Origin of the sequence: Isoptericola sp. NPDC057653 (genome assembly GCF_042799955.1) — a bacterium.
Classification (GTDB): Bacteria; Actinomycetota; Actinomycetes; order Actinomycetales; family Cellulomonadaceae; genus Isoptericola.
Map to the genome: position 1 here is coordinate 1,073,152 of NZ_JBHVHP010000002.1, position 18,879 is coordinate 1,092,030.

The following is an 18,879-nucleotide window of genomic DNA, read 5'->3' on the forward strand; positions in this document are numbered from 1 at the left end:
CGTGTGGCACCGGAGCGTAGCGCCGGGAACCGATCGCGCGGTGCCGGCGTTGGGGCGTTCGTGGACATCACCCTCACGACGGAAGCCGTCATGGCGCCCGCGGCCGACGAGAGCGCCGCGCCCGCCGACGACCCCAGCCATAGTCCGGGCTCCCCGCAGCCCCGACGAGAGGCGGTGCGCGTCCGATGACCGCCGCCCTCTCCCTCCTCCTCGGGCTCCTGGTGATCCTCGTGATCACCGCGGCGACGGCGTACTTCGTCGCCCAGGAGTTCGCCTACATGACCGTGGACCGCTCCCGGCTCGCCGCCCGCGCGGAGGCCGGTGACGCGACCGCGCAGCGGGCCCTCGCCGTCACCCGGCGCACGTCGTTCGTGCTCTCGGGCGCCCAGCTCGGCATCACCGTCACCGGCCTGCTGGTCGGCTACGTGGCCGAACCGCTGGTCGGCGACGCGCTCGGCACCCTGCTGGGCGGCGTCGGCGTCCCGACCGGCGTCGGCGTGGCCGTCGGCACCGTCGCGGCGCTGGCCGTCTCGACGCTGGTGCAGATGCTGTTCGGCGAGCTGTTCCCGAAGAACCTAGCGATCGCCCGCCCGGAGCCCACGGCCCTGCGCCTGGCGGGCTCCACGACGGCGTACCTCACGGTGCTCGGCTGGCTCATCGCCGTGTTCGACAAGGCGTCGAACGCGCTGCTGCGCCTGCTGCGCATCGAGCCGGTGCACGACGTCGAGCACTCCGCCACGGCCCGCGACCTGGAGCACATCGTCGCGGACTCGCGCTCCAGCGGCGACCTGCCCGACGACCTGTCGATGCTGCTGGACCGCATCCTCGACTTCCCGCAGCACGACGCCCGCCACGCGATGATCCCCCGCTCGCGCGTCGGGACGGTCGAGCCCGGCCTCACGGTGGGCGAGCTGCGCACCCTCATGGCGGGGGGCCACTCGCGCTACCCGGTGGTCGACGGCGAGGACCAGGCGCTCGGCGTCGTCCAGCTCATGGACGTGCTGCGCACCGGGCTCACGGACGACGCTCCTGTGACGGACCTGATGCGCCCCGTCACCGTGCTGCCGACCCTCATGCCGCTGCCCGCCGCCCTGACGGAGCTGACGCGCTCGCGCAACCAGCTCGCCGTCGTCGTCGACGAGTACGGCGGCTTCGCCGGCGTCCTCACCCTCGAGGACCTCGCGGAGGAGCTCGTCGGCGAGATCACGGACGAGCACGACGACGACGAGACGGCCACCGTCACGGCGGAGACCGACGACACCTGGGTGATGGGCGGCGACGTGCACCTCGACGAGGCGGAGCGGGCCCTGGGGCACGACCTGCCCCGCGGCGACCACGAGACCGTCGCCGGGCTGCTCATCGCGCAGCTCGGCGCCCTGCCCCGCGCGGGCGACGCGGTCACGGTGGAGCTGCCGCCCGACCCGGCCGACCTCGCGCACGACGAGCCCGTCGAGCGCCGGATCGAGGTGGAGGTGCTCGCCGTCGAGCGGCACGTGCCGCACCTGGTGCGCGTGCGCCTGGTGGACGGCGTCGACGACACCGACGACACCGACGACACCGCCGACACCGCGAGCGCGACCGACCGCACGACCGCCACGACGGCTGACGCCGTGACCGCGACGGAGGAGGACCGATGAGCAACCCCTGGGTCGTCCTCGGCGCGACCGTCGTCATCATCGCGCTCAGCGCGTTCTTCGTGGCCGTGGAGTTCGCCCTGCTCGGGGCGCGCCGCCACCGCCTGGAGGACGCCGCGCCCACCAGCCGGTCGGCGCGGGCCGCGCTGCGCAGCTCGTCCGAGCTGACGCTGCTCCTGGCGGGCTCGCAGCTCGGCATCACCGCGTGCACGCTGGCGCTCGGCGCCGTGACCAAGCCCGCGGTGCACCACTGGCTCACCCCGCTCATCGCGGGCTGGGGCGCGCCGTACTGGGTGGCCGACGTCGCGGGCTTCGTGCTCGCGCTGATCATCGTCACGTTCCTGCACCTCGTGGTGGGCGAGATGGCGCCGAAGTCCTGGGCCATCGCGCACCCCGAGGCGTCGGCCACGCTGCTCGCGCTGCCGATGCGCGGGTTCATGTGGCTCACGCGGCCGGTGCTGCGCTGGCTCAACACCCTCGCCAACCGGTGCCTGCGGGCCGTCGGGGTGGAGCCGGTGGACCACGTCGACGTCGGGCACGACCCGACCACGCTGCGCCACCTGGTGGAGCACTCGGCGAACGTCGGGGCGCTCGACGCGGCGTACTCGTCGCAGATCGCCGGGGCGCTGGAGCTGGAGACGCTCACGGTCGACACGCTCGTGGCGCCCGGGTCGCGGCCCACGGCGGTGCCGGCCGCCGCCACGGCCGCGGACGTGCGGGCCGTGTCCGTCACGTCGGGCCACCTGCGCATCCTGCTGCGGTCGGACGACGGCGAGGTGGGCGGCGTCGTGCACGTGCGCGACACCCTGCTGCTGGCCGACGACGCCCCCGTCGCGCCGCTCGCGCGGCCGGCGTTCGTGCTGGACGCGTCGACCACCGTGCACGCGGCCATCGCGCTGCTGCGCGAGGCGGGCGAGCAGCTCGCGCTGGTCCGCCGCGACGGGCGCACGCTCGGCGTGATCACCCTCGCCGACGTGCTGCGACGCCTGCTGCCCGAGCCCGTCCCCGCAGGCGGCTGACCGCCCGGGCGCGTCGTACGGTGAGGGCATGCCTGCGCCCTCACCGTACGACGCGCCGTCGCCGTTCTCGACCCCCCGTCAGATCCTCACCGACGAGCTCCTGGAGACCGTCCGGGGCCGGGCGGCGACCCACGACCGCGAGAACACGTTCTTCGCCGACGACCTCGCGGACCTCAAGGCCGCGGGCTACCTCGCGGCGATGGTGCCCCAGCACCTCGGCGGCGCCGGGCTCACCCTGCGGGAGGCGGCGCGCGAGCAGGCCAGGCTGGCGGGCGCGGCGCCCGCGACCGCCCTCGCGGTCAACATGCACCACGTGTGGGTGGGCGTCGCCCGGTTCCTGCACGAGCGCGGCGACCGCTCCCTCGACTGGCTGCTCGAGGAGACGGCGCGCGGCGAGGTGTTCGGCTTCGGCTACTCCGAGGCCGGCAACGACCTGGTGCTGCTCGGCTCGCGCACCGAGGCCCGCCCCGACGGCGAGGGCGGCTACTCGTTCCACGGCACCAAGATCTTCACGTCCAACTCCCCCGGCTGGACCCGCCTGGGCGTCATGGGCCTCGACGACGCGACCGACCCCGACGACCCGCGCATCGTGCACGCCTTCGTCACCCGCGACGGCGGCGGCTTCGAGATCAAGGACGACTGGGACACGCTCGGCATGCGGGCGTCGCAGTCCTGCACCACGGTGCTCGACGGCGCCCACGCCCCCGCGGACCGCGTGCTGCGCCGCATCGCGCCGGGCCCGAGCCTGGACCCGTACGTGCTCGGCATCTTCACGAGCTTCGAGATCCTGCTCGCGTCCGTGTACCTCGGCATCGCGGACCGCGCGCTGGCGCTCGCCGTCGAGACCGTGAACAGGCGCCGGTCGATGAAGACGGGCAAGGCGTACTCGCAGGACCCCGACATCCGCTGGCGCATCGGCACCGCCGCGCTCGCGCTGGACGGACTGTGGCCGCAGCTCGACCTGGTGGCCGGGGAGGTCGACGCGCAGGTCGACAAGGGTGCCGGCTTCTTCCGCTCGACGGCGGGGCTCAAGGTGCGCGTCACCGAGACGGCCCGGGAGGTCGTCGACGAGGCGATCCGCTGCTCCGGCGGGTCCACGTACTTCAACCGCTCCGAGCTGGGGCGCCTCTACCGCGACGTGCTGGCCGGGATCTTCCACCCGTCCGACGACGAGTCGGCGCACTCCACCGTCGCGCAGGCCGTGCTCGGCCCTCTCGAGGACTGACGCCGCACCGCGTCGTCAGGCGGAGGCGCCGTCCAGCCGCGCGAGCTCGTCCGGGCTCAGCTCGAGGGTCATCGACCGCAGGAGCGCCTCGAGCTGCCCGGTGCGGCGGGCGCTCGCGACGGGCGCCACGACGGTGGGCTGCTGGCGCAGCCACGCCAGCGCGACGGAGGCGACGGGCACGCCCTGCACGGCCGCGACCTCGTCGAGGGCGGCCAGCACGCGGCGGCCGCGGTCGTCGAGGTAGCGCGCGGCGCCCTGCGCGCGCGGGCTGTCGGGCGTCTCGCCGTCGCGGTACGTGCCGGCGAGGAACCCGGACGCCAGCGCGTAGTAGGGCAGCACGCCCAGGCGGTGCCGCGCGGCCGCCTCGCGCAGGCCGTCCTCGAAGCCGCGCTCCACGAGGTTGTAGTGCGGCTGCAGCGCGACGGGCCGGTGCAGCCCGCCGGCGTCGACGGCGGAGAACCACTCGTCGATCCGCTCCGGCGTGTAGTTGGAGACGCCGATCTCGCGCACCAGGCCGTCGTCGACGAGCGCGGAGAACGCGGCGGCGGTCTCCGCGATCGGCGTCTCGGCGTCGTCGAAGTGCGCGTAGTACAGGTCGATGCGGTCGGTGCCCAGGCGCTCGAGCGACGCCTCCGCGGCGGCGCGGACCGTGCTCGCCGCCAGCCCGCGGAACTCGGGGTGCTGCGAGCCCTTGGTCGCGACCAGCACGTCGTCGCGCCGGCCCGTGCGGGCCAGCCAGCGCCCGATCGTGCGCTCGCTCTCGCCGCCGGAGTTGCCCGGCACCCACGCGGAGTAGACGTCGGCCGTGTCGATCATCCGGCCGCCGGCGTCCGCGAACGCGTCGAGGACGGCGAAGGACGCGGCGTCGTCCGCCGTCCAGCCGAAGACGTTGCCGCCGAGCACCAGCGGCGCCGCGTCGAGGTCGAGGGAGCCGAGCGGGACGTCGGGGTGCGTGGTGGTCGCCTGGGTCACAGATCGCACAAGCCCGACGGCGTCCGGAACATTCCCGCCGGAGCGCTACGATCCCCGCTCATGACGCTGCGCAGGGGCACGGTCGCCCGGTACGCCGTCGGGTCCGTCGGCACCGGCGGGTTCGCCACGCTGCCCGGGCTGGTGCTCGTCTTCTACCTCACGGACACCCTCGGCGTGACGGCGGCCGTCGCGGGCCTGCTGGTCACCGCCGCGAAGGTCTGGGACGTGGTCATCGACCCCCTGATCGGCGCGGCCAGCGACCGTGAGCGCGCGCGCACCGGCCGGCGCCGCCGGCTCATGGTGGCGGGCGGCGTCGCCCTGCCCGTGTTCTTCGTCCTCACGTTCGCCGTGCCGGGCGGCCTGGCGCCCGCCGGCGCGGCGGTGTGGGTGCTGCTCGCGTTCCTGGCCGCCGCGACGGCGTTCAGCCTGTTCCAGGTGCCGTACATCGCCCTGCCGGCCGAGCTCGCCGACACCTACGACGCCCGCACCCGCCTGCTCACCGCACGGGTCGTGGTGCTCACCGCCGCCATCCTGCTGTTCGGGGGCGGCGGCCCCGCCCTGCGCGGGCTGGGCGGCGACGACGAGCGCCTCGGCTACCTGGTCATGGCCCTGGCCGCCGGCCTGGTGCTCGGCGCGGCGCTGCTCGTCGCCTCGACGGTGGAGAGGTCCGCGGGACCGCCCGCGCCACCGAGGCCCGTCCCGGCGCGCGCCCGGCTCGCCGCCCACTACCGCGAGGGGCTCGGGCTCCTGCGCACGAGCCGCCCGTTCCGCACGCTGCTCGGCACGTTCGTGCTGCAGGCGCTCGCCACCGGGGCGATGCTCGCCGGCGCGCAGTACGTCGCCACCTGGGTGCTGCGCGACACCGCGGCCGTGACGTTCCTGTTCGTGGCCCTGGTCGGGCCGGCCCTGGTCGTGACGCCGGTGTGGGGCGTGCTCGCCCGCCGGGTCGGCAAGGAGCGCGCGTTCCGGCTCGCCTCCGGGCTGTTCGCCGTCGCCGCGCTCGCCCTGCTGCCGCTGGCCTGGGCGCCGGGCGCCTGGGTGTACGCGCCGGTGGCGCTGGCCGGCGCCGCGTACGCGGGCATGCAGTCCCTGCCGATGGCGATGCTGCCCGACGTCATCGCCCACGACGCCCGCACCACCGGCTCCGACCGGGCCGGTGCGTTCGGCGGCGTCTGGACGGCCGGCGAGACCACGGGCATGGCGCTCGGCACCACGCTGCTCACCGTCGTGCTCGCGGTCACCGGCTACGTCGAGTCCACCGGCGGGCAGTCGGTCGCCCAGCCCGGCGCCGCCGTGCTCGGCATCGTCGCCGCGTTCAGCGTGCTGCCCGCGGCGCTCGTGGCCGCCAGCCTGTTCCCGCTCGGCCGCTACCCGCTGCGCCGCCGCGACGTCGACGCCGCCCGCCCCGCCGACGGCCTCCCCACCCCCGGCACGCCCGACCACCAGGAGACCCCGTGAACCGCCCCGCCCTGCCCGACGCCGCCCTCGACCTGGAGCAGCCCCCGGAGGCGGTCCTCGCCGCCCTGGCCGCGCTGCGGCACCGGGACGCACCCACCCACGGCGGGCGCGTGCTCAGCTACGTCTACGACCCGGGCGTGCCGGAGCTCGACGAGCTCGCCGCCGGCGCCGTCCGCGCCATGCAGCCGGTCAACGGCCTCGACCCGACGACGTTCGGCTCCGTGGCCGCGCTCGAGCGGGACGTCGTCGCGTTCGCGCGCGACCTGCTGGGCGGCGACGACGACACCGTCGGCACGGTGACCAGCGGCGGCACGGAGAGCTGCCTGCTCGCCGTCCAGTCGGCGCGCGACACCTGGCTCGCCGCCCGCGGCCTCCGCCCGGGCGAGGCCCGACCCCGCCTGGTGGCCCCGGTGACGGTGCACGCCGCGTTCCAGAAGGCCGCCCACCTGTACGGGCTGGAGCTCGACCTCGTGCCCGTCGCCGCGGACGGGCCCGCCGCCGGGGCGGTCGAGGCCGCCGCGCTGGGCGCCCGCCTGCACGACGGCACCGGCGGCGCGGACGGCGTCGCGCTCGTGGTCGTCTCCGCGCCGTCCTACCCGCACGCCGCGGCCGACCCGGTGGCCGACGTCGCGGCCCTCGCCTCCGCCGCCGGGGTGCCGGTGCACGTGGACGCCTGCATCGGCGGATTCGCCCTGCCGTTCTGGCCCGGCCTGCCCGCGTGGGACCTGCGCGTGCCGGGCGTCACCAGCCTGAGCGCCGACCTGCACAAGTACGCGTTCGCGCCCAAGGGCGCCTCGGTGCTGCTGCACCGCGACCGCGACCGGCAGCGCGCGCAGTACTTCGCGACCACCCGCTGGCCCGGCTACCCCGTCGTCAACCCGACGCTGCTCGGTTCCCGGTCCGGCGGGCCCCTCGCCGCGGCCTGGGCGATCCTGCAGGCCCTGGGCACGGACGGGCTCGCGACGCTCGCCGGCCGGGCGCGCCGCGCCACGCTGGCCCTGCGCGACGCCGTGGGCGAGATCGACGGGCTGCGCGTCGTCGGCTCCCCGGTCGGTCCGCTGCTCGCCGTCGCCGCGGACGACGCCGTCCCCGCGGACCGGCGCGTGGACCCGCACGTGTGGGCGGACGCCGTCGGCGCGCGCGGCTGGACGCTCCAGGCCCAGCCCGGCCTGGACCAGGCCGACGGCACCCGCCTGCCGCACACCACCCACCTCACCGTCACCCCCGTCACCGAGGGCGTGCTCGGCGACCTGGTGCCCGTGCTGCGCGCCGCCGCCGACGAGGTCCGGGGGCGGCCCCGGCCCGACGCCGGCGCGCTGCTCGGGGCGCTGCCGCCCCTCGACCTCACGGCGCCCCTCGACTCCGCGACGGCCGCCGCCCTGCTCGACGCGGTCGGCCTCGGGGCGGTGGGCGGCGACCCCGACGCGGCCCCCGGCGTCGGGCCGATGGCGCCGCTGCTGGCCCTGGTCGAGGCGCTGCCCGCTCCCCTGGTCGAGCGGCTGCTGGTCGAGCTGCTCGCGCGCCTCGTCGAGCCCCGTCCCTCCTGATCTGCCGGATCTGGTCGGCAGGCGGTGGATCGGATCGGCAGGGGCGGCTGCCGACCGGATCCACCGCCTGCCGAACGGATCCGCGGCACCCCGGGCCGTCGTCGTACCCTGCGGCCATGACGCACGACCCCCAGGGCTCCCTCTCCCCCGCCACCCTCGCCGTCACGGCGGGGCGTCCGCCGCGCACGCAGGGCGGGCCCGTGAACCCGCCGGTCGTGCTCAGCTCCACGTACGTGAACCAGGGCGTCTCCGGCCCGGGCGAGCTGCTGTACACGCGGATGGACACCGAGACGTGGCACCCGTTCGAGGAGGCCCTGGCGGCCCTCGAGGGCGCGTCGCACGGCGTCGTCTTCGGCTCGGGGATGGCCGCGGTGATCGCGGCGGTCGGCCACGTGCCCGAGGGCGGCGCGGTGGTCGTGCCGCGGCACGCCTACCAGGTCTCGCTCGGCTACCTCGACGACCTCGCCGCCACCCGCGGCGTCGAGGTGCGGCGCGTGGACGTGGCGGACACGGACCAGGTGGTGGCCGCCCTCGACGGCGCCACGGTGCTGCTGGCCGAGTCGCCCACCAACCCCATGCTGGAGGTCGCGGACCTGCCCGCGATCCTCGCGGCGGCGCGCGAGCGCGGGGTGCGCTCGGTCGTGGACAACACGTTCGCGACGCCGCTCGGCCAGCGCCCGCTGGACCTGGGCGCGGACGTCGTCGTGCACTCGGTGACCAAGTACCTGGCCGGCCACTCCGACGTCGTGCTCGGCGCCGCGGTGACGAGCGACGACGCGATCGGCGCCGGCCTGCGCGCGTACCGCACGATGCACGGCGCGATCCCGGGGCCGATGGAGGTGTGGCTCGCGCTGCGCGGCCTGCGCACCCTGCACCTGCGGGTAGAGCGGGCGGGCGCCAGCGCCGCGGAGCTGGCCCGGCGCCTCGCCGAGCACCCGGGCGTCGCGGAGGTGCGTCACCCGTCCCTGCCCGGCGACCCCGGGCACGAGCGCGCGGCCGGCCTGATGAACGGGTTCGGCGCGGTGCTCGGCCTGCGCCCCCACGGCGGGCCCGCCGCGGCGGACGCCGTCGTGGCAGCGGTCCGGCTCTGGGTCCCGGCCACCTCGCTCGGGGGCGTCGAGTCCACGCTGGAGCGCCGGCGCCGGTTCGCGACCGAGTCCCCCACCGTCCCCGAGGACCTGCTGCGGCTCTCGGTCGGCGTCGAGGACGTCGAGGACCTGTGGGCCGACCTCGACCAGGCCCTGCGCGCCGCCGGCGCCTGACTCAGCCGAGCGCGCCGGCGAGCAGCTGCTCGTGCAGGTCGCCCAGGTCGGCGGCGTGCACGTCGAAGGTCTCGCCGGGGCGCGGCGGGTCGCCCTGCGGCCGCGGCACGTACGCGGTGCGCATCCCGACCTCGGCCGCGGCCCGCAGGTCCCACGCGTGCGCGGCCACCATGACCGGCGCGCCCGCCCCGGGCACGGTGGTGGCCTCGACGGCCGCGGCGTAGAGGTCCGGCGCGGGCTTGTACGTGCCCACGTCCTGCGCCGACAAGGCCCCGTCCCAGCGCAGCCCGGCGCCGTCGCGCAGCGCCGCCAGGGTGCTCCGGTCCGCGTTGGACAGGCCCACGACGGTGAAGTCGCGGTCGAGCCTCGCGGTCCCCGCGGCGCTGTCGGGCCACGGGCTCAGGCGGTGCGCGGCCGTGGCGAGCCGGGCGTCCGCGCCGGCCGGCAGCGCGCCCTCGTCGACCAGCCCGGCCAGCACCTCGCGGTCCAGCGCGTGGCTCGGCTCGAAGGGCTCGCGCCCGTCGACGACGGCGCGCTCCCGCTCCGCGACGCGCGCCAGCCACGTCTCCACGACCCGCTCCGCCGCGGCGGCGTCCAGGCCGACGTCGCGGACCTGGGCGGCCAGGCTGCCGGCCTGGTCGACCAGCGTGCCGAGCACGTCGAGCACGAGCACGGGGCGGGGCGTCGTGGAGGTCATCCCGCCACCGTACGGCGCCCGCGCCCCGGACGCGTCAGGCGCCGACGCCCTCGGACTTCTGCGGACGGGAGAGCAGGCCGCGCGCCATGTCCTCCACCGGCAGGCCGTCGTAGAGGACGGCCACGACGCCGGCGGTGATCGGCATGTCGACGCCGTGCTTGCCCGCGAGGTCCAGCACGGACCGGCACGACTTGGCGCCCTCCGCCGTCGTGCCGGTGGCCTCGACCGCCTCCTCCAGCGTGCGCCCCTCGCCGATGCGGCGGCCGACCATGTGGTTGCGCGACAGCGGCGAGGCGCAGGTCGCGACCAGGTCGCCCATGCCGGCGAGGCCGGCGAAGGTGGCGGCGTCCGCCCCGAGCGCGAGCCCGAGCCGCGTGATCTCGACCAGGCCGCGCGTGATGACGGTGCCCGTCGTGTTGTCGCCGAAGCCGCGCCCCTGGGCCATGCCCACGGCCAGCGCGATGACGTTCTTCACGGCGCCGCACAGCTCGACGCCGATGACGTCGCTGTTGAGGTACGGCCGGAAGTACGGCGTGGTGCACGCCTCGGCGACGAGCCGCGTGGCGGCCTCGTCCGTGCCGGCGACGACGGTCGCGGTGGGCTGCTCCTCGGCGATCTCCCGCGCCAGGTTGGGGCCCGACACGACGGTGACGCGCGCCGCCGGGACGTCGAGCGCCTCGGCGATGACCTCGCTCATCCGCTGGTCGGTGCTGAGCTCGACGCCCTTCATGAGGGAGACGATCACCGCGTCGGGCTCGACGAGCTCGCGCAGGCCGCGCAGCGTGTCCCGCGCGACCTGCGACGGCACCGCCACGACGACGATCCGCGCCCCGGCGAGGGCGGCGGCCGCGTCGGTGGTGCCGCGCATCGGCGGCAGCTGGATGCCCGGCAGGTACTTCTCGTTGCGGTGCGCGGTCGTGACCTCGTCGGCCACCACGGCATCCCGCCCCCACAGCCGGACGTCGCACCCGGCGTCGGCCAGGACCTTCGCGAACGTCGTGCCCCACGACCCGGAGCCGAGGACGGCGACGGGCAGCGGCACGACGGCCGGGCGCGGGACGATCGGCAGCTCGGTGGTCAGGTCGTTGCTCAAGGGCGCTCCACGGGTGGGTAGTGGGTCTGCTTCTTCTCGTACTCGGGGTGCTTGCGCAGGTCGAACCGGACGGCCGGCGGGGTCTCGCCGCGGATCTCTCCCAGCTGCACCGCGATCGCGTCCATGACGCGGTTGGTGGCCTCGCGCAGCACCTGCGTGTCGAGCGGCCGGTCGTACAGGTCGGACAGGTCCACGGGCGGCCCGGCGACGATCGTCACACGCTTGCGCGGCCACGGGCGCAGCAGGCGCCCGTACCGCGGCAGGATCTTGTGCGCCCCCCACTGGGCGACCGGCACCACCGGCAGGCGGCTGGCCAGCGCCATCCGCGCCAGGCCGGTCTTGGCCTCCATGGGCCACAGGTCCGGGTCCCGGGTGAGGGTGCCCTCCGGCAGGATGGCGACGCACGCGCCGTGGCCGAGCTGCGCGCCCGCGTCCTCGAGCGACCCCGCCGCCGCCGCCGTGCCCCGGTCGACGGGGATCATCCGCGTGGCGCGGAGCACGGAGCCGACGACCGGCGCGGTGAACAGCCCCCGCTTGGCCAGGATCCGCGGCTCGAATCCCTTGTCGAAGAGGTAGTGCGCCAGCGTGAGGGCGTCGAACTCCGTGACGTGGTTCGCGGCGGCGATGAAGCCGCCGTCGCGGGGCAGGTTCTCCTCCCCGCCGTCCCAGTCGTAGCGGACCATCGAGAACAGCAGGGGCCGCACGATCCGCGCGACGGCGCGGTAACCACGGGAGTCAGGTCGGGCGATCGGCACGGGCTCAGAGCCTACCCGCCCGTGCCGACCGACCGTGTCAGCCGTGCGGCGGACGCCGCGGGTCAGCCCCGCGAGACGTCGGCCCCGAGCGAGACCAGCTTCTCCTGGAAGTTCTCGTACCCGCGGTCGATGAGGCTGATGCCGCGCACCGTGGAGGTGCCCTTGGCCGTCAGCGCCGCGATGAGGTGGGAGAACCCGCCGCGCAGGTCCGGGACCTCGATGTCGGCCGCGCTGAGCGGCGTCGGGCCCGAGATGACCGCCGAGTGCTGGAAGTTGCGCTGCCCGAACCGGCAGGCCCGCCCGCCCAGGCACTCCTTGTAGACCTGGATGGTGGCGCCCATCTTGCGCAGCGCGTCGGCGAAGCCGAACCGGTTCTCGTACACCGTCTCGTGCACGATCGACAGGCCCTTCGCCTGGGTCAGCGCCACCACGAGCGGCTGCTGCCAGTCGGTCATGAACCCGGGGTGCACGTCGGTCTCCAGGACGATCGAGCGCAGGTCGCCGCCCGGGTGCCAGAACCGGATGCCGTCCTCGGCCACGTCGAACCGGCCGCCCACCTTCCGGAAGGTGTTGAGGAACGTCATCATCTCCGGCTGCGTCGCGCCCTTGATCGTCACGTCGCCGCCGGTGGCCAGCGCCGCCGACGCCCACGACGCCGTCTCGATCCGGTCGCCGAGCGCCGTGTGCGAGTACCCGTCGAGGCGGTCCACGCCCTCGATGCGGATCACCCGGTCGGTGTCGACGGAGATGATCGCGCCCATCTTCTGCAGGACGGCGATGAGGTCCATGATCTCGGGCTCGATCGCCGCGCCGGTGAGCTCGGTGATGCCCTCCGCGCGCACGGCCGTGAGCAGCAGCTGCTCCGTGGCGCCGACGGACGGGTACGGCAGCGAGATCTTGGTGCCCTGCAGGCGGCGCGGGGCGCGGAGCTGGATGCCGTTCGGCATCTTGTCCACGACGGCGCCGAACTGCCGCAGGATGTCCAGGTGGTAGTTGATCGGCCGGTCGCCGATCCGGCAGCCGCCCAGGTCGGGGATGAACGCCTCGCCCAGCCGGTGGAGCAGCGGGCCGCAGAACAGGATCGGGATCCGCGACGAGCCCGCGTGCGCGTCGATGTCCGCCACGTGCGCGGACTCCACGTTCGAGGGGTCGAGGTCGAGGATGCCCGCGTCGGGGTCCGCCTTGACGTTCACGCCGTGCAGCTCGAGCAGGCCCGTGACCACCGCGACGTCGCGGATCTGCGGGACGTTCCGCAGCACGCTCGCCGACTCTCCCAGGAGGGACGCGACCATCGCCTTCGAGACGAAGTTCTTCGCCCCGCGCACCGTGATGGTGCCCTCGAGCGGGGTCCCGCCGTTCACGTGCAGCAGATCGTTCATGTCGTCGTGTTCGTCCCGTCGTTCCGAGTGCAGTGGTGCTGGGACGTCGTCCGTGTCGCGGTCCCAGCGCGCCGTCGATCCTGCCCCGCCCGGCCCGGTGGTGCCAACACGCTCCCGGGGAGCCGTATCCACGTTCACCACACCTTCACGCGCCGGGCACCCCCTCGCAGGGCGGACGATTTCGTATTCCGAGACACGTGTTCATGATGCGGACCGCCAGGCGTACCGTCGCCGACCATGTCCACCTCCGTCACGTCGGGAGCCCCCAGCACGCCGACGCCGGCCGTCAACTCGCGCGGCCGCGTCATCGTCGCGTCGCTCATCGGCACGTCCATCGAGTTCTACGACTTCTACGCGTACGCGACCGCGGCATCGCTCGTCTTCCCGGCCCTGTTCTTCCCGAACCAGGACGGCACCACGGCCCTGCTCGCGTCGTTCGCCGCGTTCGGCGTCGCGTTCGTCGCGCGGCCTGTCGGGTCGGTCCTCTTCGGCCACTTCGGCGACCGGGTGGGCCGCAAGACGACGCTCGTCGCGTCGCTGCTCACGATGGGGATCGCGACCGTGGTGATCGGCATCATCCCCGCCGCCACGAACCCGGGATGGGCCGTGCTCGCGCCCGTCGTCCTGGTGCTGTGCCGCTTCTGCCAGGGCCTCGGCCTCGGCGGCGAGTGGGGCGGCGCCGCGCTGCTGGCGACGGAGAACGCCCCGGCCGGCAAGCGCGCCGTGTGGGGCACGTTCCCCCAGCTGGGCGCCCCGATCGGCTTCATCCTCGCCAACCTGGTGTTCATCGGCCTCTCGCAGACCCTCACCGACGCGCAGTTCACGTCGTGGGGCTGGCGCGTGCCGTTCCTCGCCAGCTCGATCCTGGTGATCGTGGGCCTGTGGGTGCGCCTCAGGCTCATCGAGACGCCCGCGTTCCAGAAGGTCGTCGAGGCCGAGGCCGTCGCGAAGGTACCCGTGGCCGAGGTGTTCCGCTCCTCGTGGCGCAAGGTCCTCTCGGGCACGTTCATCATGGTCGCCACCTACGGGCTCTTCTACCTGATGACGACGTTCACGCTGAACTACGGCATCGCCGCCACGGACCCCGCCGACGGCTCCCCCGCCGGCCTGGGCTACGAGAAGATCGACTTCCTCTGGATGCTCATCGTGGGCTGCGTCTTCTTCGGCATCTTCACGCTCGTGTCCGGCCCGCTCGCCGAGCGGTACGGCCGCCGCCCCATGCTGCTGGTCGTGACCGGCGCCATCGCCGCCTTCGGCCTGCTCTTCGTGCCCCTCTTCGCCGGCGGCACCGTGGGCGTCCAGACGCTCCTCATCCTCGGCTTCACGCTGATGGGGCTGACGTTCGGCCCGATGGCCGCCCTGCTGCCCGAGCTGTTCCCGGCGAACGTCCGCTACACGGGCGCGTCCGTGGCGTACAACCTCGCGTCGATCCTCGGCGCCGCCGTGGCGCCGTTCATCGCGGTGTGGCTCTGGGAGAAGGCCGGCTCCCCCGTCCTCGTCGGCGTGTACCTCGCCGCGATGGCCGCGGTCACCTTCGTCGCGCTGTGGCTGCAGAAGGAGACCAAGGACGTCGACTTCAGCGGGGACATCTCCGCCTGACGACGGCGCACCGCCCGGCACGACGACGGCGCCGCCCCTCCGTGCGGAGGGGCGGCGCCGTCGTCCGTACGGGAGCGCGTCCGGCGCCTCAGGCGGCCGCGTCCGCCTCGGCCGGCACGTGCTCGCGGTGCTGCACGGGCGACATCGCCGCCGCGCAGACGACGCCGATCACCAGGACGGCGCCCACCAGCAGGAGCGTCTGGCCGGCGGCGTCCGCGAAGCCCGCGAAGAACGCGTGCTGGGCCGCGGCGCCCACCTGCTCCGCGACCGACGCCGGGACGCCGTCGGGCAGCTGCACCGAGCCGACCGCCGTGGTGCCGAGGCTGCCGCTGGCCTGCGTGATCCCGTCGACGAACGGCTGCCGGTACTGCTCCGGCAGCTGGGCCGCGGCGTCCTGCGCGGCCGCCGGGACGGTGATCGCGAGGCGCGCGGACAGCAGCGCCACCACGACGGCGGAGCCGATGACACCGCCGACCTGACGGTTGGTGTTGAACGCGCCCGCCCCCGCGCCGGCCGTACGGGCGTCGAGCCCCGAGGTGGCCAGGTTGGACAGCGGCGAGAACGTGAGGCCGGTCCCGACGCCGAACAGCGCCATCGGCCACAGCAGCGCGTACGGCGACAGGTCGGGGTCCAGGACCGCGGCGAGCCAGAGCACCGCCCCGGCGATCGCGGCGAAGCCGGCCGCCACCACCCACTTGGCCGGCACCCGGTCGGAGAGCCGGCCGGCGAACGGCGCGACCACGCCCGACACCAGCGACCCCGGCATCATGACCAGCGCGGCCTGGATCGGCGTCAGGCCGAGGATCGACTGCAGGAAGATCGTCAGCGGGAAGAAGATGCCGATCATGGCGAACGTCACGACCATGCCGTCGACGTTGGCGAGCGAGAAGTTGCGCGAGCGGAACAGCCGCAACGGGAGCAGCGCGCGCGGCCCCTGCCGGTGCTGCCACCAGACGAACCCGACGAGGACGAGCAGCCCCAGCCCCACGAGCGTCCACACGGAGAACGGCCCCCAGATGTGGCCCCAGTCGTAGTTCTCGCCCTCCTGCAGGCCGAAGACGACGGCCGCGAGGCCGACCACCGACAGGACCACGCCCAGCGGGTCCATCGTGGTCCCGTGCGACGGGAGGTGCGGCAGCCGCGCGAAGGAGAACCACAGCGCGGCGATCCCCACCGGGATGTTGACGTAGAAGATCCACTCCCAGCCGACCGTCTCGACGAAGATGCCGCCGAGGAGCGGGCCCGCGATGGTCGCGACGCCCGCCGTCGCGCCCCACAGGCCCATCGCCGCGCCGCGCTGGGTGGGCGGGAAGACGCGCGTGATCATCGACATCGTCTGCGGGGTCATCATCGCCGCGCCGACGCCCTGCAGGACGCGGAAGCCGATCAGCCAGCCGATCTCCGGCGCGGAGCCGATGTTCCCGGAGAAGCCGCAGAGGAACGAGAACGTCGTGAACACCACGAGCCCGACGATGAAGACCGACTTCTGCCCGTACCGGTCGCCGAGCCGGCCGGCCAGGAGCATCAGCACGGCGTACGAGAGCAGGTAGGCGCTGTTCACCCAGCCCACCTCGATGAGGGAGGCGGAGAACTGCTCGGTCAGCGTGGGGATGGCGATGTTCACGATCGTCGTGTCGACCATGATCATGAAGAAGCCGAGGATGAGCGGCGGGAGCACGCTCCAGGCCGACCGGCCGTGCAGGTCGACGAGAGGGGTCACCGGGACGCGCCCGGACGTGGTGGACATGCGACGAGCGTGGCACGGCCCACCGACGCGCGCCTCGTCACACGGCCCGGTCCTCCGAGGCGTCCGGCGCTCCCTCCAGCGAGGCGCGCAGCGCGACGGCGATCTCGCCGGCGGCGGCGAGCTGGTCGTCGCTCAGCGCGTCGACGAACAGGTCCCGGACGTCCCGCAGGTGCGCGACCGACGCACGGCGGAACGACGCCGCACCGTCGTCGGTGAGCGCGACGCCCGCCGCGCGGCCGCCGCGCCGCGCGACCAGGCCGCGCCGCTCCATGCGTCCCACCTGGTGCGACACCCGGCTGCGCTCCCAGCCGACGGCCGCGGCGAGCGCCGAGGACCGCAGGCAGCCCCCGTCGGCGTCGTGCAGCGCGAGCAGCACCGCGTAGTCGGCCCAGGACAGCCCGGACTCCGCCTGCAGGCGGGACGACAGGCGCGACCGCAGCGCCTCGGTCGCCTCGACGAACTCGCGCCAGGTGCGCAGCTGGTCGAGGGTCGGCGAGCGCCGCGCCCCGTCCCGGCCCTGCGTCATGCGACCACCGCCCGTTCGGGAATTGACATGTCAATCACGACGTTACCCCCCGCGAACGCACACCGGCACGACAGATCGGGCGGACCGCGGCCCGGACCGCCACGGGAGGGCACCATGACCACGCTCCAGCTCGGGCTCGACTCGTTCGGCGACCGCCCGGTGGGCGCCGACGGGGAGCTCGTCTCGCACGCCGCGGCGATCCGCCAGGTCGTCGACGAGGCCGTCCTGGCCGACCAGGTGGGCGTCGACGTCGTCGCGCTCGGCGAGCACCACCGGCCGGAGTACGCCATCTCGTCGCCCGAGACCGTGCTCGCCGCGATCGCCGCCCGCACCGAGCGGATCCGCCTGGCCTCGGGCGTGACGGTCCTGTCCTCCGACGACCCCGTCCGCGTGTTCCAGCGGTTCGCGACGCTCGACGCCCTGTCGGACGGGCGCGCCGAGGTGATCCTGGGGCGAGGCTCGTTCACCGAGTCGTTCCCGCTGTTCGGCTACGACCTGGAGGACTACGACCTCCTGTTCGACGAGAAGATCCACCTCTTCACCGAGCTCCTGAAGGAGGAGCCCGTCACCTGGTCGGGCACCACCCGGCCCGCGCTGCGGGACGCCGACGTCTTCCCCAAGACGGAGTCGGGCCGCCTGTCGACGTGGGTGGGGGTGGGCGGCTCCCCGCAGTCCGTGGTCCGCGCCGCGCACTACGGCCTGCCGCTGATGCTCGCGATCATCGGCGGGGAGCCCGCGCGGTTCGCGCCGTACGTGGACCTCTACCGCCGCGCCACCGCCCAGCTCGGCACGACGACGCACCCGGTGGGCATGCACTCCCCCGGGTTCGTCGCCGACACCGACGAGGAGGCCGTCGAGATCTTCTGGCCGCACTACCGGCTCCAGCGCGACCGCATCGGGGCGTCCCGCGGGTGGCCGCCGATCCGGCGCGAGGAGTACGACGCCGAGATCGCGCACGGCTCCCTGTACATCGGGTCGCCGGAGACCGTCGCCCGGAAGATCGCGACCGCGGTCACCGACCTCGGGGTGGGCCGGTTCGACATGATCTACACCACCGGCGCCCAGCCCGCCGAGGCCCGGCTGCGCAACGTCGAGCTGTACGGCACCCAGGTGGTCCCGCGCGTGCGCGAGCTGGTCGCCGAGCACGCCGCCGAGCACGCCGCGACCGACGAGGTCGCCGCGCAGGACGGTGCCGCGTGACCGGGCCGTCGCCCGCGGAGCGGGAGGTGACCGTGGGCATCCTCGGCGCCGGGAAGGTCGGGACCGTCCTGGCACGCCTCGCCGCGGCCGCCGGGTACCGCGTGCTCGTCGCGGGCTCGGGCGATCCCGGGCGGATCGCGCTGACGGTGGAGGTCCTCGCCCCCGGTGCGCAGGCCGTCACCGCCCAGGAGGCCGCGGCGAGGTCCGACGTCGTCGTCCTCGCGCTCCCGCTCGGCAGGTACCGCACCGTGCCCGCGGACGCGCTCGCCGGCAAGCTCGTCGTCGACGCCATGAACTACTGGTGGGAGGTCGACGGGCACCGGGGCGACCTCGCCGAGCCGGCCACGTCGACGAGCGAGCTGGTGCAGGACTTCCTCCCGGCGTCCCGGGTCGTCAAGGCGTTCAACCACATGGGCTACCACGACCTCGACGCCGGGGCCCGGCCCGCGGGCGCGCCGGGTCGCCGGGCGATCGCCGTCGCCGGGGACGACCCCGAGGACGTGCGGCAGGTGACCGAGCTCGTCGACCGCCTCGGCTTCGACCCGCTGGTCGCGGGCCCGCTGGCCGCCGGCGCGACGCTGCAGCCCGGCACCCCGGCGTTCGGCGCCAACGTGCCGCGCGAGGAGCTGCGGGAGCTGGTCGGCGCGCCGGCCTGACCCCGGCCTGCCTCGCGGCCGTCGGCGGCGCGCCCTACGCTGGACGGCAGGGCGGCGCGTCCCGCCCGACCCCCGGACCGGTGCTCGCGCCACCGGGACCGCGCGAGCGG

At 75.0% G+C, this 18,879-nt stretch carries 16 protein-coding genes; 9 read left to right on the forward strand and 7 right to left on the reverse strand.

Annotation, left to right across the window (positions count from 1 at the left end; genetic code table 11):
* Positions 1 to 185: 185 nt before the first annotated feature.
* From ACFU9A_RS16120 to ACFU9A_RS16130, 3 genes are read left to right on the forward strand one after another with little or no spacing between them, the layout of a single operon-like run.
* Entirely contained in the window at positions 186 to 1,637 is a 1,452-nt protein-coding gene (locus ACFU9A_RS16120; protein WP_430576288.1) for a hemolysin family protein, read from the forward strand.
* Positions 1,634 to 2,653 carry a CNNM domain-containing protein gene (locus tag ACFU9A_RS16125; protein ID WP_430576289.1) on the forward strand — a complete coding sequence of 340 codons (1,020 nt, stop codon included), beginning with the start codon at positions 1,634 to 1,636 and terminating at the stop codon, positions 2,651 to 2,653. The genes ACFU9A_RS16120 and ACFU9A_RS16125 overlap by 4 nt, the downstream gene beginning before the upstream one ends.
* A 28-nt stretch (positions 2,654 to 2,681) precedes the next feature.
* Positions 2,682 to 3,878 (forward strand): acyl-CoA dehydrogenase family protein, encoded by a 1,197-nt coding sequence (locus ACFU9A_RS16130; protein WP_430576290.1) that lies wholly within the window; start codon positions 2,682 to 2,684, stop codon positions 3,876 to 3,878.
* 15 nt (positions 3,879 to 3,893) lie between these two features.
* On the opposite strand, the gene ACFU9A_RS16135 is transcribed toward ACFU9A_RS16130, so the two are convergent.
* Complete coding sequence (locus tag ACFU9A_RS16135; RefSeq protein WP_430576291.1) at positions 3,894 to 4,850, reverse strand: aldo/keto reductase; 957 nt, start codon at positions 4,848 to 4,850, stop codon at positions 3,894 to 3,896.
* A 60-nt stretch (positions 4,851 to 4,910) separates the two neighbouring features.
* Between ACFU9A_RS16135 and ACFU9A_RS16140 the strand changes: the two genes are divergently transcribed.
* From ACFU9A_RS16140 to ACFU9A_RS16150, 3 genes are all read left to right on the forward strand, one after another.
* Positions 4,911 to 6,308: an MFS transporter gene (locus tag ACFU9A_RS16140; protein WP_430576292.1), complete on the forward strand. Its 1,398-nt coding sequence runs from the start codon at positions 4,911 to 4,913 to the stop codon at positions 6,306 to 6,308.
* A complete protein-coding gene (locus ACFU9A_RS16145) occupies positions 6,305 to 7,855 on the forward strand; it encodes a pyridoxal phosphate-dependent decarboxylase family protein (RefSeq protein ID WP_430576293.1) in 1,551 nt (516 codons plus the stop codon). Before ACFU9A_RS16140 ends, ACFU9A_RS16145 begins: the two co-directional genes overlap by 4 nt.
* A 116-nt stretch (positions 7,856 to 7,971) precedes the next feature.
* On the forward strand, positions 7,972 to 9,117 hold the full coding sequence (locus tag ACFU9A_RS16150; RefSeq protein WP_430576294.1) for a trans-sulfuration enzyme family protein: 1,146 nt from the start codon (positions 7,972 to 7,974) through the stop codon (positions 9,115 to 9,117).
* 1 nt (position 9,118) lies between these two features.
* On the opposite strand, the gene ACFU9A_RS16155 is transcribed toward ACFU9A_RS16150, so the two are convergent.
* The 4 genes from ACFU9A_RS16155 to murA form a co-directional block, all read right to left on the reverse strand.
* Complete coding sequence (locus ACFU9A_RS16155) at positions 9,119 to 9,814, reverse strand: haloacid dehalogenase type II (RefSeq protein WP_430576295.1); 696 nt, start codon at positions 9,812 to 9,814, stop codon at positions 9,119 to 9,121.
* A gap of 34 nt (positions 9,815 to 9,848) precedes the next feature.
* On the reverse strand, positions 9,849 to 10,907 hold the full coding sequence (locus ACFU9A_RS16160) for an NAD(P)H-dependent glycerol-3-phosphate dehydrogenase (RefSeq protein ID WP_430576296.1): 1,059 nt from the start codon (positions 10,905 to 10,907) through the stop codon (positions 9,849 to 9,851).
* Complete coding sequence (locus tag ACFU9A_RS16165; protein WP_430576297.1) at positions 10,904 to 11,662, reverse strand: lysophospholipid acyltransferase family protein; 759 nt, start codon at positions 11,660 to 11,662, stop codon at positions 10,904 to 10,906. The genes ACFU9A_RS16160 and ACFU9A_RS16165 overlap by 4 nt, the downstream gene beginning before the upstream one ends.
* Before the next feature lie 62 nt (positions 11,663 to 11,724).
* On the reverse strand, positions 11,725 to 13,041 hold the full coding sequence (gene murA, locus ACFU9A_RS16170; RefSeq protein WP_430576298.1) for a UDP-N-acetylglucosamine 1-carboxyvinyltransferase: 1,317 nt from the start codon (positions 13,039 to 13,041) through the stop codon (positions 11,725 to 11,727).
* A 237-nt stretch (positions 13,042 to 13,278) separates the two neighbouring features.
* On the opposite strand from murA, the gene ACFU9A_RS16175 reads away from it, so the two are divergent.
* Positions 13,279 to 14,640: an MFS transporter gene (locus ACFU9A_RS16175; protein ID WP_430576299.1), complete on the forward strand. Its 1,362-nt coding sequence runs from the start codon at positions 13,279 to 13,281 to the stop codon at positions 14,638 to 14,640.
* Positions 14,641 to 14,728: 88 nt separating this feature from the next.
* Here the strand turns inward: ACFU9A_RS16175 and ACFU9A_RS16180 are convergent, their stop codons facing one another.
* Both ACFU9A_RS16180 and ACFU9A_RS16185 read right to left on the reverse strand, forming a co-directional pair.
* Positions 14,729 to 16,387: a DHA2 family efflux MFS transporter permease subunit gene (locus ACFU9A_RS16180; protein ID WP_430576300.1), complete on the reverse strand. Its 1,659-nt coding sequence runs from the start codon at positions 16,385 to 16,387 to the stop codon at positions 14,729 to 14,731.
* A 37-nt stretch (positions 16,388 to 16,424) separates the two neighbouring features.
* Positions 16,425 to 16,913, reverse strand: coding sequence for a MarR family winged helix-turn-helix transcriptional regulator (locus tag ACFU9A_RS16185; RefSeq protein ID WP_430576301.1), 489 nt, complete (start codon positions 16,911 to 16,913; stop codon positions 16,425 to 16,427).
* A gap of 114 nt (positions 16,914 to 17,027) precedes the next feature.
* Between ACFU9A_RS16185 and ACFU9A_RS16190 the strand changes: the two genes are divergently transcribed.
* The gene (locus tag ACFU9A_RS16190; RefSeq protein ID WP_430576302.1) at positions 17,028 to 18,113 is read left to right on the forward strand and encodes an LLM class flavin-dependent oxidoreductase; all 1,086 of its coding nucleotides are present in this window, start codon (positions 17,028 to 17,030) and stop codon (positions 18,111 to 18,113) included.
* Complete coding sequence (locus ACFU9A_RS16195; RefSeq protein WP_430576303.1) at positions 18,110 to 18,769, forward strand: NADPH-dependent F420 reductase; 660 nt, start codon at positions 18,110 to 18,112, stop codon at positions 18,767 to 18,769. Before ACFU9A_RS16190 ends, ACFU9A_RS16195 begins: the two co-directional genes overlap by 4 nt.
* Positions 18,770 to 18,879: the final 110 nt, after the last annotated feature.

Bases quoted from the DNA above. Each gene is read 5' to 3' on its own strand.
- ACFU9A_RS16120 (WP_430576288.1), top strand. From the start codon at position 186: ATGACCGCCGCCCTCTCCCTCCTCCTCGGGCTCCTGGTGATCCTCGTG.
- ACFU9A_RS16125 (WP_430576289.1), top strand. From the start codon at position 1,634: ATGAGCAACCCCTGGGTCGTCCTCGGCGCGACCGTCGTCATCATCGCG.
- ACFU9A_RS16130 (WP_430576290.1), top strand. From the start codon at position 2,682: ATGCCTGCGCCCTCACCGTACGACGCGCCGTCGCCGTTCTCGACCCCC.
- ACFU9A_RS16140 (WP_430576292.1), top strand. From the start codon at position 4,911: ATGACGCTGCGCAGGGGCACGGTCGCCCGGTACGCCGTCGGGTCCGTC.
- ACFU9A_RS16150 (WP_430576294.1), top strand. From the start codon at position 7,972: ATGACGCACGACCCCCAGGGCTCCCTCTCCCCCGCCACCCTCGCCGTC.
- ACFU9A_RS16155 (WP_430576295.1), bottom strand. From the start codon at position 9,814: ATGACCTCCACGACGCCCCGCCCCGTGCTCGTGCTCGACGTGCTCGGC.
- murA (WP_430576298.1), bottom strand. From the start codon at position 13,041: ATGAACGATCTGCTGCACGTGAACGGCGGGACCCCGCTCGAGGGCACC.
- ACFU9A_RS16175 (WP_430576299.1), top strand. From the start codon at position 13,279: ATGTCCACCTCCGTCACGTCGGGAGCCCCCAGCACGCCGACGCCGGCC.
- ACFU9A_RS16180 (WP_430576300.1), bottom strand. From the start codon at position 16,387: ATGTCCACCACGTCCGGGCGCGTCCCGGTGACCCCTCTCGTCGACCTG.
- ACFU9A_RS16185 (WP_430576301.1), bottom strand. From the start codon at position 16,913: ATGACGCAGGGCCGGGACGGGGCGCGGCGCTCGCCGACCCTCGACCAG.
- ACFU9A_RS16190 (WP_430576302.1), top strand. From the start codon at position 17,028: ATGACCACGCTCCAGCTCGGGCTCGACTCGTTCGGCGACCGCCCGGTG.